The following is a 13,612-nucleotide window of genomic DNA, read 5'->3' as shown; positions in this document are numbered from 1 at the left end:
ACAACCGGCGTCACTCGGGGAGGGAGGCGAGCCGGGACTCGAGGAAGGCGCGCTCGACCTCGTTGTCGCACAGGGCGATGGCGGTGCGGTAGGCGGCCGCGGCGTCCGGCAGGCGGTGCAGGCGGCGCAGCAGGTCGGCGCGGGTCGCCGGCAGGTAGTGGTACGACGCCAGGCGGGGGTCCGCGGCCAGCTCGTCGACCAGGGCCAGGGCGGCCGAGGGGCCGTCGGACATGGCGACGACGACCGCGCGGTTCAGGGCGACGACAGGGGACGGCCAGGCGCGCAGGAGCAGGTCGTACAGGCCGCGCAGCTGCCGCCAGTCGGTGGCGGCGTAGGTGGGGGCCTCGGTGTGGACGGCGGCGATGGCGGCCTGCAGGGCGAAGCGGCCCGGGCGGCCGCCGCGCAGCGCGGCGCGGACGAGGTCGAGGCCGGCGGTGATCTGGGGGCGGTCCCAGCGGGTGCGGTCCTGCTCCTCCAGCAGCAGCAGGCGGCCGTCGGGGGCGGTCCGGGTGGCGCGGCGGGCGTCGTGCAGGAGCATGAGGGCGAGCAGGGCGCGGGCCTCGCGCTCGTCGGGCATGAGGGCGCACAGGGTGCGGGCCAGGTCGAGGGCGCGGTCGACGAGGTCGGCGCGGACCAGCCCGGGGCCGGTCGGGGCGGCGTGGCCGGTGGTGAAGACAAGGTGCACGACGGTCAGGACGGCGTCGAGCCGGTCCGGGAGCTGTTCGAGGGGCGGCACGCGGTACGGGATGGCCGCCGCGGCGATCTTCTTCTTGGCGCGGGTGACCCGGGCCGCCATGGTCGGCTCGCTGACGAGGAATGCGTGGGCGATCTCGTCGGTGGTCAGGCCGCAGACGAGGCGGAGCGTGAGGGCGAGCTGGGCCTCCCGGGCCAGCGCCGGGTGGCAGCACGTGAACACCAGGCGCAGGCGGTCGTCGGGGATCTCCTCCCCGGCGTCGTCCCCGGGGTCGTCCCCGGCGTCGGGGACCACCAGGAGCGGCAGCTTCGAGCGCAGCGTCGCGGCACGCTTGTGGGCGTTGAGGGCGCGGCGCTGCGCGGCGACGGTCAGCCAGGCGCCGGGGTTGGCCGGCACGCCCTGGCGCAGCCAGGCGTCCATGGCGGACACGTACGCGTCCTGGACGCACTCCTCGGCGAGGTCGAGGTCGCGCGCGACGCGCACCGTCGCGGCGAGCACCCTGGCCCACTCGCGACGGTGCGCGTCGGCGACCGCCTGCCTGACAGCGGCGGACTCCACGAACGGCGCGGCCTACTCGAAGACCATCACCGGGCGGACCTCGACGCCGCCGAAGCGGGCCGGGCACAGCTTGGCGATCTCCAGCGCCTCGTCGAGGTCCTTCGCCTCGATCACGTAGTAGCCGCCGAGGACCTCCTTGGTCTCGACGAACGGGCCGTCGGTGACGACGTCGCCGCGGATCGAGGTGGCCGTCGCGACCGCCTGGAGGGCGTTGCCGCCGACCAGCCGCTCGCCGACCTGCTCCGAGAAGCGGTTGTGGGCGTCCATGACCTCCTGGTACACGGACTTGTCGGCGCTCTCGTAGTCCGCCTCGTTCTCGTAGATGAGGATCAGGTACTGGGCCATCGTGGCTGCTCCTTCAAGGGAATGCGTCCTCTTACACTCCTACGTCAATCGGCACCGGACCCGAATCGACAGGCCGGGCGAAAAATTTGTACGCGAGTGCGCAGCCGGCCACGGCGAGGGTGCCCAGGACGTACCAGCCGCTGAGTGCGAGCAGTCCGAACGACGCGGCGCAGGAGACCGCCGCGCACCACCACACGGGCGTGCGGCGCGGCAGGAGGCGCAGCGCGGCGGCGGTGCCCAGCACGTACACGAGGACGAACGCGCCGCTGGTGAGCAGGACCAGCGGGCGGGTGCCGGTGCCGGTCGCCGTCACGAGCAGCAGCGACGCGCCGCCCAGCGCCGCGACGACGGCGAGGCTGCGCCGGGGCACCTCGCCGGCGCCGCTGCCCCGCCCGAACCACGCGGGCAGCGCCCGGTCGCGGCCGAGCGCGGCACCGAGCTTGGCCGCGCCGGCGTAGTAGGCGTTCATCGTGCCGAGCGTCAGCAGCACCGCGGCGCCGGCGGTGAGCGCCTTGACCTGCCCGCCGACGCCGCGGGCGAGCAGTTCGGCGAGGGGTGCGTCGCCGGGCGCGGGGCCCAGCACCAGGATGCTGGCGGCGGCGATGCCGAAGTACAGCACGCCGACGACGACCAGGGCGATAGCCGTGGCCCGGGGCAGGTCGCGGGCGGGGCGCCGGAAGTCGCCGGCGAGGGACGTGACCGCCTCCCACCCGGCGAACCCCCAGACCAACAGGGCCGCCGCCGACCCGACCGCCCACCAGCCGTGCGGGGCGAACGGCCGCAGGTTGCCGGGGTCGGCGTGCGGCAGCGCGGTCACGGTCGCCGTCAGCAGCAGCGTGACGAGCAGCAGCGCCAGCCCGAGCTGCAGCCGGCCGGACACCCGCACGCCCCCGAGGTTGCCGGCCGTCACCACGAGCATGAGCGCGGCGGCCGTCAGCAGCTCCGTGCGGGTGCCGCCGCCGAGCGCCGCGGCCACGTACGCCCCGGCGAACAGCGCCGCGGCCGGCGCGCCGACCGGCACGGCGAGGTAGAAGCACCAGCCGACGACCGCCGCGGCGCGGTCGCCGAACGCCTTGCCCGCATACGTGGCGACGCCGCCCGAGTCGGGGAACCTCGCACCGAGCGCCGCGAACGTCGCCGCGAGGGGCACCGACAGGGCGATCAGGGCGGCCCACGCGACGAGCGACGCCGGTCCGGCGGTCTGCGCGGCGAGGGCGGGCAGCGCGATGACCCCGGTGCCGAGGACCGCGCCGATGGACAGGGCCGCCCCTTGGGGCACGTTCAACATGCCTGCTATTCGACATCCCCCGCGGATCAAGAGCGAGTGGCAGGAATGCCATGTTGGGTAAGATTCCAGCCATGCGTCATCTCGTCGGCGTCGCGGTCACCGAGGACATGCCGGTCTTCGAGCTGGCCGTGCCGTGCGAGGTGTTCGGCATCGACCGGTCCGACCTGGCGGACCCCTGGTATGAGCTGCGCTTCGCCGCCGCCGCGCCGGGCGTCGTCCAGGCCCGTTCCGGGCTGTCCGTGACCGCGCCCTACGACCTCGGCACGCTGGCCGACGTGGACACGCTGATCATCCCGGCGTTCGCCCGGGCCAGGCAGGTGGAGCCCCCGCCGGCGCTGGTCGAGGTGGTGCGGGAGGCGCACCGGCGCGGGAGGCGGATCGTCGCGATCTGCACCGGCGCGTATGTGCTCGCCGCCGCCGGCCTCCTCGACGGCCGCCGCGCCACGACCCACTGGATGAACGCCTTCGACTTCGCCCAGCGCCACCCCGCCGTCACGTTCGACCCCGACGTTCTCTACACGTCCGACGGCACGATCTTCACCTCGGCCGGCACCGGCGCCGCGATCGACCTCTGCCTGCACCTGGTCCGCCTCGACCACGGCGCCGCGGTCGCCAACGAGGTCGCCCGCCGCATGGTCGTCCCGCCGCACCGCGACGGCGGGCAGTCGCAGTTCGCCCACCCGCCGCCGCGCCCCCGCACCCCCGACGCGCTCGGCGTCGCCCTCGACTGGGCCAGGGCCCGCCTCGACCAGCCCCTGACCGTCGCCGACCTGGCCCGCGAGGCCCGCCTGAGCCCCCGCACGTTCGCCCGCCGCTTCCGCGAGTCGGTCGGCACCAGCCCGCTGCAGTGGCTCCTGCGTCAGCGGGTACGACTGGCGCAGGAGCTCCTGGAGACCACCGACGACTCGATCGAGCGCATCGCCCACCGGACGGGCCTCGGCACCCCCGCCAACCTGCGCGCCCACTTCGCCCGCCAGACCAGCGTCACCCCCACCACCTACCGTCAGGTCTTCCACCGCTGATCCGGAGTGTTCCGTGACCGTCGACGAGTTCATCCGCGTCTTCGCCGCACAGCGCCCGAATCTGGACTGGGTCCAGGCGGTGCAGCAGTTGCTGCCGGTGCTGGACCGGGAGCAGGTGACCGCGCTGCCGGCGGCGCTCCCCCGGGCCGGTCGCCGGACCCACGTGGAGCTGGTGCGCCTCCTGGCGCCGCACCTGGACCGCGCGCAGGTCGCCGAGGTGGCCACGATCATCGCGACGACCAAGGGCGCCGGGTCGCGGCTGGCGGCCCTCGGCTGCGTCGCCGACCGGCTGCCCGACGCGCAGCGCGACGACGCCGTGGCCGGCGATCGCGCTCGCCGGCCTGGCGGCGGCCGTGCCGCCGCCGGCGAGGGACCACGTGTCGCGCCTGGCGTTGACGACCGCTCAGGCGGTGGGCGACCGGAGCCGCCGGCTCCGCGCCCTGACGGCGGTGGGCGCCGCGATCACCGGGATCCGGCTGGACCCACCGACCATCCGGCCCGTGTCACCGAGCTGGACCCTGGCGTCGACGAGCTGACCCGGCGGGAACGCGCCGTCAGGCCGGGCGGAGGGCGGCGAAGACGTCGGGCCAGTTCGCCGGCAGGTTGTCCCAGATGAAGCGCTGGTAGCGGGTCATGAGGCCGACTGCGGCGGCGCGCACCTCCGCGTCGTCGGAGCGGGTCGCCGCCACGCACCGGTCGAGGCAGTCCCATTCCTCCCGGTCGCGCTCCGGTACGCCGATCGTGGCCAGCGCCGCCTGGACGGCATCGTCCTCGAAGAAGCCGTCGTCCCACGCGGTCGCCGCGCCCAGCAGGTACATCAGCTGCGTGCCGGGCGTCAGCCGCTGCGCCGCGAGCGTCCCGCTGTCATAGGTGCGGTCCTCGTCCTCGCCCACGATGCCGGACTCCCCGACGGACAGGTCGACCAGGTCCCGCCAGTAGGCGACGTCGTGCGCCCCGTCCCGCTGCAGCATGTGCCGGCTCGCGAACTCCGCCATCCGCGCCGGGTCGTCGACCAGCGGCGAGACCGCGGTGTCCATGCTGTAGTCGAACCCGAAGAACCACCGGCGGCCGTCGACCACCATCGACTCGATGCCGCCGACCTGCCCTTCGCGGTCCGCGATCGGCGTGATGTCTCCCATGACGGGCGAGCGTAGTACGGCGGGCGGGCCCGACCGGCAGGCCGGAAGGTCCTGCCGGTCAGCGTCCGGTTCGAAGGGTCAGCAGGGGATCAGCTCGCCGCGGCGGGCCCGGACCCGGGTGCCGTCCACCAGCGTGATCTCGACCCGGCCGTTGGCGTCGGTGTCACCGAACGCGTAGATCTCCTTGCCGTCGTGCGGGGCCAGCTCGGCGTGGTGCACGCCGTTCCGGTCCGGCCGCAGGACCCACTTCAATTCCGGCGATTTACCCATTTCGCCCACCCCCTTCGTCCGAGGCTAACGGGCGAGACGGGCGCCCGGTGCGGACCGGCCGGGCGTGGTACCCGTGTGAGTGAGCCGGGGCGCGTTCATCGCAGACCGCCGGGCCAGGCGAGGTATTCGCGGAAGCCCGTCACGCGCCCGTCGCGCAGTTCGAAGATCAGGCACAGGCGCTGGGCGAAGGGTTCGCCGCGCATGGTGCCGGCGACGCGGACCTCGAAGGCGACGCCGGACTCCCCCGTCAGGACCGCCTGGACGACCAGATCCGCGCGGACCGAGGCGGCCAGCCAGTCGAAGAAGCGGACGGCGTCCTCGGCGCCGTGCCGTACGTCGGCGAAACCCTCGACCGGGACGTGGAACGTCACGGCGGGATCGAGCATGCCGATGAGCCGGGACCAGTCCCCGGTCGCGGCGCCGGTGATCCAGTGATTCATCACCGTCATTGCGTGGTGCATTTCCATCGCCACTCCAGGAAAATCAATTCTGCGTGATTCAGGCAGAATGAAGGTCGGGGAAGCGCTCTACCGTCTGCTCTATTGACTGGACCATGGTGAATGCGAATACTCAAGTCATGTCGCCGCTCGACTCGGGATCCGCACAACGCAGCGCGAACCGCAGCCGCGTGATCCACGCGCTGCGGCAGCACGGTGCGATGAGCCGGGCCGCCCTCGCCGAGATAGGGCTGTCCCGGTCGACGGTCGCCAGCGTCGTCGGGGAGCTCATCGAGGCCGGCGCGGTGGTCGAGGTCGGCGGCGCCAACGGCCCCCATCCGAACGGCAACGGCAGCAGGAGCAAGGCGGGCCGGCCGCCCACCCTGATCGGGCTCAAGGGCGGCCTCGGCGTCGCGGTGGGCGTCGAGATCGGCAACGGGATCGTGCGGATCGCGATCTGTGACGTGGCACAGGCGATGCTGCGGCACAAGACGGTCCAGGTCGACGAGCAGACCTCGCCGCAGGACACCCTGCTGCTGGTCGACCGGCTGATCGACGAGCTGCTGGAGCAGACCGGGTTCCGGCGCGACGAGGTGATCGGCGTCGGCATCGCCATGCCTGGGCCGATCCAGCGGCGGACCGGGCTGACCGGCCGCGCGTGCACGCTCAAGCCGTGGGTGGGCCTCGACCCGCGGCTGCTCGCCGAGCACGTGCTCGGGCTGCCGGTGCACGCGGGCAACGACGCCAACCTCGCCGCCCTGGCCGAGATGACCTGGGGCGCCGCGCGGGGGCTGCGGGACTACGCGTACATCTACACCGCCACCGGCATCGGCGCGGGGTTCGTCATGGACGGACGCCTCTACGTCGGCGCCAACGGCACGGCCGGGGAGATCGGCCACACCACCATCAACGAGGACGGCCTGGTGTGCGCGTGCGGCGGCCGGGGGTGCCTGAACACCCTGGCCAACCCGGACGCCATCACCGACCAGCTGTGGCAGAGCCACGGCCGGCGGCCGTCGATCGGCGAGGTGATCAGCCTCGCGCACCAGGGTGACGCCGGGTGCCGCCGCGTCCTCGCCGACGCGGGCCGGCACATCGGGGTCGCGATGGCCAACATGTACAACCTGCTCGACCCCGAGCTGATCGTCCTCGGGGGCAGCCTCGCGCCGGCCGGTGACATCCTCATCGAGCCGCTGCGCCAGTCGATGATGCGCCGCGCGATCCACGCCGGGGAGGCCGTCCCCGACGTCGTCGCGGGTGAGATCGGGATCGACGTGGTCGTCGTCGTGGGTGCGGCCGCCGCCGTGCTCCGCGACGCCAACAGGTTCCCGCTGCCAGTCCGCTGACCAGCCGGCCGGCCTTCCCAACCCGTCGGCCGGCCGGCGCGCCAAGCACCGGAATAGAAGAAACGGCCAGAGCGAAACAGCTCTGGCCGCCCTCGCCGCACGCCAATGCAGCAAACAACAACCGGCCGCGGATTGCCGTCCAGAGCCGATCGTCGAAGGTGGAGCAACCATGATTCTACCGCGTTCCGTTACGGCCCTTTTAGCGCTCACACTGCTGTTTCCGGTCGCCGCCGCCTGCAGTACCGGCGAGAACAGCCCCAAGGAGAGCAAGGGGAAAATCAAGATCGCGCTGTCGAACTCGTTCATCGGCAACGGCTGGCGCGTCGAGATGGAGAACGTGTTCAAGGCGGCCTGCGCGATGCCGCCGTACAAGGACCAGGTCGACTGCAGCGTGTTCAACGCCGGCAACGACGTCGCCACGCAGACCCGCCAGATCTCGAACCTGATCGCCCAGGGCGTGGACGGCATCGTCATCAACGCGGCGTCGACCAGCGGCCTCAACGGGGTCGTCCAGCAGGCCTGTGACCGCGGCATCGTCGTCGTGTCGTTCGACAACACCGTCGACGCCAAGTGCGGCCTGACGGTCAACACCGACCAGGTCAAGTTCGGCGAGCAGCTCGCGCAGTTCGTCGTGGACCAGCTCAAGGGCCAGGGCAACGTCGTCATGGTCACCGGCGTGGCCGGCACCGGCGCCGACAACGACCGCAACGCCGGCGCCAAGAAGGTCTTCGACGCCAACCCGGGCATCAAGGTCGTCGCCACGTACAGCGGGATGTGGGACTCCGCGACAGCCCAGCGGCAGACCGCGGCGCAGCTGCCGAGCCTGCCGAAGGTCGACGGCGTGTGGGTGTCCGGCGGCACCGACGGGGTGATCAAGGCGTTCATCGAGGCGAACCGGCCCGTGCCGGTGACCGGCGGCGAGGCGGAGAACGGCTTCCGCAAGTACCTGGCCGGGGTGTCGACGCCGAAGGTGAACGGCATGTCCATCGGGCAGCCGCCGTTCCTGTCGGTGATCTCGCTCGAGCTGGCCCGCGCCGTGATCAAGGGCGAGCACCCGAAGACCAACGTGACGATCCCGTTCCCGATGGTGACGTCGGAGACGGTGAAGGTCGGCGAGACCGTGTTCCCGGACCTGCCGGACAGCTTCTTCGCCGACTTCACCGACTCGGGGCCGAACGCGACCGTGGTGCTGTGCCAGGAGGCCGCGACCGACGGCACGCCGTGCCCGGGCAAGACGCTCGCGGTGAAGCTCGGATGACGGACCAGACCGCCGTGCACGCCGAAGGGGTCGACCGCTCCTTCGGCGGGGTACGGGCCCTGCGGGACGCGTCCTTCTCGGCGCGCCCCGGCGAGATCCACGCCCTGGCCGGCGAGAACGGCGCCGGCAAGAGCACGATGATCAAGGTGCTCTGCGGCCTGGTGCGGCCCGACAAGGGGACCGTGCGCGTCACCGGGCGGCTCGCGACCGCCTTCCAGGAGCTCTCGCTGCTGCCGGACCTCACCGTCGCGGAGAACCTCCTGCTGCACGACCCGCCCCGCGGAAGGTTCGGGCTGGTCGCGCGGCGCCGGCTGGTGCCGGTGGCGGGACGGATCCTGAGCGACCACGGCATCCACGACCTCGACCCCGCGGCCGTGACCCGCGACCTGTCGGTGGCGCACCGGCAGGTGGTGGAGCTGGTGCGGGTCCTCGCGACCCGCCCCGAGGTGCTGATCCTCGACGAGCCGACCGCGGCACTGCAGGAGCAGCAGGTGGCGTGGCTGGCGGCGCACATGCGGCGGCTGCGGGAGGAGGGCTGCTGCGTGGTCTTCACCTCGCACCGGTGGCGCGAGATCGAGGCCCTGGCGGACCGGGTCACCGTGTTCCGCAACGGCACCCACGTCACCACCCGGTCGCGGCTGACCGAGTCCGAGGCGGTGACGCTGATGAGCGGCCGCACCCTGGAGGCCACCTACCCGCCGCTGGCCCCGCCGCAGGACACCGTCGCGCTCGAGGCGCGGGTCGGCGAGGTCGACATCACGGTGCGGCGCGGCGAGATCGTCGGCATCGGCGGCCTGGCCGGGCAGGGGCAGCGCGAGCTGTTCCTGCGGCTCTTCGGCATCGGACGGCAGCAGGTCACCGTCGGCGGCGTCCGGACCACGATCAGACGGCCGAAGGACGCGATCCGGGCCGGTATCGGCATCGCGTACGTGCCGGAGGACCGCAAGGCGGAGGGCCTGCTGCTGCCCATGTCGGTGCGGGACAACCTGGCCCTCGCCACCCTCGAGCGGCGGTCGGTGGCCGGGTTCGTGCGCCGGGCCGCCGAGCGCGCGGCGGTGCAGGGCGTCGTCGACCGGCTGGCGGTGCGGGCCGCCTCGACGGCGCACCCCGTCGGCACCCTCTCCGGTGGCAACCAGCAGAAGGTCCTGATGGGCCGCTGGCTGCTCAGCGGGGCCGAGGTGCTGCTGCTGTTCGACGTGACGCGGGGCGTGGACGCCGCGACCAAACACGACTTCTACGTCCTCGTCGCCGGTCTCGCCGCGCAGGGGCGGGCGGTCCTGCTGTACAGCAGCGAGACCGAGGAGATCGCGCACCTGTGCCACCGGGTCCTGGTGATGCGGGAGGGGCGGGTCGCCGCCACCCTCGACGGGCCGGTCGGCGACGCCGAGCGCATCGTCGCGGCCGCCATGAAGGAGCATCAGCATGTCTGAGCTGCGGGCCGCGACGCTCGGCTACGCGGTGCTCGCGGCCACCGCCGCGGCCTACCTCGCCGTCTACACCACGAGCCTCGGGCACCTGCCGACGCCGTTCGACTACCTGTCGCTGCTCAACACGTCGCTGCCCCTCGTCTTCGTGGCGATCGGGCAGAGCCTGGTCGTGCTGACCGGCGGCATCGACCTGTCCGTCGGCGGGATGGTCGGCCTCGGCGTCGCGATCGTCGCGGCCGGGTCGACCGGCAGCGCGGCCGTCACCGCGGGCTGGATGCTCGCGGCGGTCGCCGCCGGGGCCGCCTGCGGCGCCGTCAACGGGGTCGTCGTCGCCAGGGGGCGCATCGCGCCGATCCTCACCACCCTCGCCACCCTGTCCGTCTACAGTGGACTCGCGCTCAAGGTGCTGCCGGTGCCGGGCGGCGAGATCTCCCCGGCGGTCCGCTCGGTGCTCACCGACCCGGACCTGCCGACGGGGCTGATCTGGCTCGGCGCCGCGGTCGCCGGGTGGCTGGTGCTGCGCCGCACCCGCTTCGGCATGCGGGTCTACGCCGTCGGCAGCGACGAGGCGGCCGCCCGCGCCTCCGGCGTGCCGACGGTCCGGGTGAAGGTGGGGGTGTACAGCCTGTCGGGGCTGTGCAGCGGCCTCGCCGCGGTGTTCTACGTGTCGACGACGACGTCGGGCGACCCGAACGCCGGCGACCCGTTCATCCTCACGTCGATCGCCGCGGTCGTCGTGGGCGGGATCGCGTTCGCCGGCGGGCGCGGCTCCGCCCTGGGCGCGGTCGCCGGGGCGTTCGCGCTGACCCTCGTCATCGACGTGCTGTTCTTCGCCGGCATCGATCCGCTGTACCAGTCGCTGTTCCAGGGCCTGTTCCTGGTCGTCGCGGTGCTGCTCGGCAGCCTGCTGCGCTGGCGGCGGTCCGGCAGCCCGCCGCGCTTGCGGCGGTCCGGCGGCCCGCTGCGCTGGAGGCGGTCATGAACCTGGAAGCCGTGCTGCGCAAGGCCGCCCCGCAGCGGCGGATCTGGTACGCGTTCGCGGCCGCCGCCACGATCCTCGTCGCCGGGGCGGTCATCCACCCCGGATTCGGGTCGTGGCCGAGCCTGCGCACGATGCTGGTCCTCGCCAGCTTCATCGGGTTCGTCGGCGCCGGGCAGATGCTCGTCGTCCTCGTCGGCGGGATCGACCTGTCGATGCCGTGGGTGCTCAACGGCGCCGCGATCGTCCTCACCACGAGCAGCCTCGGCCAGTCCGGCCGGCTGCCGCTCGCGGTCCTCCTCGCGCTCGGCACCGGCGCCGCCGTCGGGCTGTGCAACGGGCTCGGCGTCGCGTGGCTCGGCGTGCCCGCGGTCGTCATGACCCTCGGCATGAACGGCGTCCTGCAGGGGCTGTCCCTCGGCCTGTCGAAGGGGCTCACCTGCGCCTCGTGCGCGTCGTACGCCCCGGAGCCGCTGCGCCGGCTCGTGGTCGGGCGGGTGTGGGGCGTGCCGTCGCAGCTGCTGCTGTGGGCCGGGGTGGCGCTGCTCGTGACGGTGCTGCTGACCTTCACCACGTTCGGCCGCCGGGTCTACGCGGTCGGCAACAACCCGCGCGCCGCCTTCCTCGCCGGGGTCGGCGTCCGGCCGGTCACGGTCGCGCTGTATGTGCTCAGCGGCGTGTTCGCGGCCCTGGCGGGGGTCACGCTCGTCGCCTACGGCGGGCAGCCGTCGCTCGGGCTCGGCGACCCGTACCTGTTCGAGTCGATCGCGGCGGTCGTCGTCGGCGGCGTCTCGATCCTCGGCGGGCGCGGCCACTACGCCGGCGTCGTCGCCGGCTCGGTCACCCTGGTCGCCATCGTGACGCTGCTCCAGGCGGAGCGGGTCCCGGAGTACGGTCGGAACGTCATCTACGGTCTGGTGATCCTCGCCATCCTCTTCACCTACGGCAGGGAGCGCGCCGATGACTGAGACCCCGGCTGACACACTCTGCGACATCCCCTGCGAGCTCGGTGAGAGCACGCTGTGGGACGACGCCACGGGCCGGCTGCACTGGGTCGACATCGACCGGGCGCTGCTGTTCACCCTCGACTGGACCACCCGCCGGGTGGCGACCCTCCGCCTGCCGTCCACGGTCGGCAGCGTCGGGCTGCGGTCCGGCGGCGGCCTGGTCGCGGCGCTGCGGCACGCCCTGGCCTTCGTCGCCGACGACGGCACCGTCGAGGTCGTCGCCGAGGTGGAGTCCGATGTACCGGGCAACCGCTGCAACGACGGCGCCGTCGATCCCGGGGGCCGCTTCTGGTTCGGCACGATGGACGAGACGGAGGCGACGGCGAGCGGCGCGTTCTACTGCCTGCGCGAGGACCTGAGCGTCACGAAGGCGTTCGGCGGCGTCGTCGTCTCCAACGGCCCGGCATGGAGCCCCGACGGGCGCACCCTGTATCACGTCGACTCCGCCCGCAGCCGGATCACCGCCTACGAGTTCGACCCCGCGACGGGCACCGTGGGGGGCGGGCGGCTCTTCGCCTCCGACGAGGACGAGGCGTGGTTCCCGGACGGGGTGACGGTCGACGCGGACGGCTTCGTGTGGAACTGCAAGTGGGACGGCGGGCGGATCGTCCGCTACTCCCCCGACGGCCGGATCGACCGGGTGGTGGAGCTGCCGGTGCCCCGCCCGACGCGGTGCGCGTTCGTCGGCCCGGAGCTGCAGCTCATGGCGGTGACGAGCGCCCGCCGCGGGCGCGGCGCCGCGGCGCCCCGGTCAGGGCACCTGCTGCTGCTCGACCCGGACGCGACCGGCCTGCCGGCCGCCCGGTTCACGGGACGGTGAAAGGCGGCGGGCCGAGGCCCGCCGCCTTCGCTTTGCCGGCGACCGTGGTCAGTCCTGACGTCGCCGGCGACCGTGGTCAGCCGGCTTCGCCGACTGTGGTCAGTCCTGGGTGAGCGACGTACGCAGGGTGCGCAGGGCGCCGGCCAGGAGGCGGGACACGTGCATCTGGGAGATGCCGAGCTCCGCGGCGATCTGCGACTGCGTCAGGTTGCCGTGGAACCGCATCGCGATGATCTTCTGCTCGCGGGCCGGGAGCTTCGCCAGCAGCGGGCGCAGCGCCTCGCGGTTCTCCACGTTGGCCATGTCGGGGTCGTCGCCGCCGAGCAGGTCGCCGAGGCCCGTGACGCCGCCGTCGCCGGCCTCGCCGACGGGCGCGTCCAGCGACAGCGCGCGGTACGCCTGCCCGCAGTCCAGGCCCTCGATGACGTCCTCCTCGCTCGCCCCGAGCTTCGCCGCGAGGTCCGCGACCGTCGGGGAGCGGCCCAGGTCCTGGGCGAGGTCGCCGGAGACCTTCGAGATCTCCAGGCGCAGCTCCTGCAGGCGGCGGGGCACGCGGACGTCCCAGCCCTTGTCACGGAAGTGGCGCTTGAGCTCGCCGACGATCATCGGGATGGCGTAGCTGGTGAACGCGGCACCGCGCTCCGGGTCGAACCCGTCGACCGACTTGATCAGCCCGAGGTTGGCGACCTGGGCGAGGTCGTCGAACTGCTCGCCGCGGTTGCGGAAGCGCCGGGCGAGGTACTCGGCGAGGGGGATGTACAGCTCGATGAGGCGGGCCCGGACGCGGTCGCGGTCGGTGCCGGCGGGCAGGTCGCCCAGCAGCGACAGCAACGCCTTGGCCTGGGCGTCGGTCTCCCTGGTCCGGTGCGAACCGGCGCCCGTGGCCGTGTCGGCGGCCGGGACGGAGTCGACGTCGTGGAGCTCGGCGGTGCGAGTGGCGTCAGTGTGCAGGTCAGTGCTCACGGCAGGGTCAGCCTTTCGGTGCAATGACCGGTCCGTCCTGTAGGACGTCGTTTAAGGCA

At 73.2% G+C, this 13,612-nt stretch carries 15 protein-coding genes; 8 read left to right on the top strand and 7 right to left on the bottom strand.

The genetic code is table 11. The features are described from left to right. Positions 1-10 precede the first annotated feature (10 nt). From ABZ321_RS42335 to ABZ321_RS42325, 3 genes are all read right to left on the bottom strand, one after another. A complete protein-coding gene (locus tag ABZ321_RS42335) occupies positions 11-1,192 on the bottom strand; it encodes a DUF6596 domain-containing protein (RefSeq protein WP_354901398.1) in 1,182 nt (393 codons plus the stop codon). A gap of 72 nt (positions 1,193-1,264) precedes the next feature. Next, positions 1,265-1,597: a YciI family protein gene (locus ABZ321_RS42330; protein WP_354901373.1), complete on the bottom strand. Its 333-nt coding sequence runs from the start codon at positions 1,595-1,597 to the stop codon at positions 1,265-1,267. Between the two features lie 31 nt (positions 1,598-1,628). Further along, positions 1,629-2,885: an amino acid permease gene (locus tag ABZ321_RS42325; protein ID WP_344502268.1), complete on the bottom strand. Its 1,257-nt coding sequence runs from the start codon at positions 2,883-2,885 to the stop codon at positions 1,629-1,631. 71 nt (positions 2,886-2,956) lie between these two features. Between ABZ321_RS42325 and ABZ321_RS42320 the strand changes: the two genes are divergently transcribed. Continuing rightward, the gene (locus ABZ321_RS42320) at positions 2,957-3,907 is read left to right on the top strand and encodes a helix-turn-helix domain-containing protein (RefSeq protein ID WP_344502267.1); all 951 of its coding nucleotides are present in this window, start codon (positions 2,957-2,959) and stop codon (positions 3,905-3,907) included. A gap of 13 nt (positions 3,908-3,920) precedes the next feature. Beyond that, a complete protein-coding gene (locus tag ABZ321_RS42315) occupies positions 3,921-4,523 on the top strand; it encodes a hypothetical protein (protein ID WP_354901371.1) in 603 nt (200 codons plus the stop codon). Here ABZ321_RS42315 and ABZ321_RS42310 read toward each other — a convergent pair. From ABZ321_RS42310 to ABZ321_RS42300, 3 genes are all read right to left on the bottom strand, one after another. Next, positions 4,462-5,046: a hypothetical protein gene (locus ABZ321_RS42310; RefSeq protein WP_354901369.1), complete on the bottom strand. Its 585-nt coding sequence runs from the start codon at positions 5,044-5,046 to the stop codon at positions 4,462-4,464. The genes ABZ321_RS42315 and ABZ321_RS42310 overlap by 62 nt on opposite strands. Positions 5,047-5,124: 78 nt before the next feature. Continuing rightward, complete coding sequence (locus ABZ321_RS42305) at positions 5,125-5,316, bottom strand: hypothetical protein (RefSeq protein ID WP_344502264.1); 192 nt, start codon at positions 5,314-5,316, stop codon at positions 5,125-5,127. Positions 5,317-5,411: 95 nt separating this feature from the next. Further along, on the bottom strand, positions 5,412-5,756 hold the full coding sequence (locus ABZ321_RS42300) for a nuclear transport factor 2 family protein (protein ID WP_354901367.1): 345 nt from the start codon (positions 5,754-5,756) through the stop codon (positions 5,412-5,414). A gap of 137 nt (positions 5,757-5,893) precedes the next feature. On the opposite strand from ABZ321_RS42300, the gene ABZ321_RS42295 reads away from it, so the two are divergent. The 6 genes from ABZ321_RS42295 (at position 5,894) to ABZ321_RS42270 (ending at position 12,590) form a co-directional block, all read left to right on the top strand. Next, a complete protein-coding gene (locus tag ABZ321_RS42295) occupies positions 5,894-7,099 on the top strand; it encodes an ROK family transcriptional regulator (protein ID WP_354901365.1) in 1,206 nt (401 codons plus the stop codon). Positions 7,100-7,268: 169 nt separating this feature from the next. After that, positions 7,269-8,357, top strand: a complete 1,089-nt coding sequence (locus ABZ321_RS42290) for a sugar ABC transporter substrate-binding protein (protein WP_354901363.1) — start codon at positions 7,269-7,271, stop codon at positions 8,355-8,357. Next, entirely contained in the window at positions 8,354-9,787 is a 1,434-nt protein-coding gene (locus ABZ321_RS42285; RefSeq protein WP_354901361.1) for a sugar ABC transporter ATP-binding protein, read from the top strand. Before ABZ321_RS42290 ends, ABZ321_RS42285 begins: the two co-directional genes overlap by 4 nt. Further along, the gene (locus tag ABZ321_RS42280; protein ID WP_354901359.1) at positions 9,780-10,766 is read left to right on the top strand and encodes an ABC transporter permease; all 987 of its coding nucleotides are present in this window, start codon (positions 9,780-9,782) and stop codon (positions 10,764-10,766) included. Before ABZ321_RS42285 ends, ABZ321_RS42280 begins: the two co-directional genes overlap by 8 nt. Next, entirely contained in the window at positions 10,763-11,731 is a 969-nt protein-coding gene (locus ABZ321_RS42275; RefSeq protein WP_344502257.1) for an ABC transporter permease, read from the top strand. The genes ABZ321_RS42280 and ABZ321_RS42275 overlap by 4 nt, the downstream gene beginning before the upstream one ends. Further along, positions 11,724-12,590, top strand: coding sequence for an SMP-30/gluconolactonase/LRE family protein (locus ABZ321_RS42270; protein ID WP_344502256.1), 867 nt, complete (start codon positions 11,724-11,726; stop codon positions 12,588-12,590). Before ABZ321_RS42275 ends, ABZ321_RS42270 begins: the two co-directional genes overlap by 8 nt. A gap of 99 nt (positions 12,591-12,689) precedes the next feature. Here ABZ321_RS42270 and ABZ321_RS42265 read toward each other — a convergent pair whose 3' ends face one another. Further along, positions 12,690-13,553 carry a SigB/SigF/SigG family RNA polymerase sigma factor gene (locus ABZ321_RS42265; RefSeq protein WP_354901357.1) on the bottom strand — a complete coding sequence of 288 codons (864 nt, stop codon included), beginning with the start codon at positions 13,551-13,553 and terminating at the stop codon, positions 12,690-12,692. Positions 13,554-13,612 lie beyond the last annotated feature (59 nt).

The organism is Dactylosporangium sp. NPDC006015, assembly GCF_040614215.1.
Classification (GTDB): domain Bacteria; phylum Actinomycetota; class Actinomycetes; order Mycobacteriales; family Micromonosporaceae; genus Dactylosporangium; species Dactylosporangium maewongense.
This window is presented reverse-complemented; position numbering and strand designations above follow the sequence as displayed.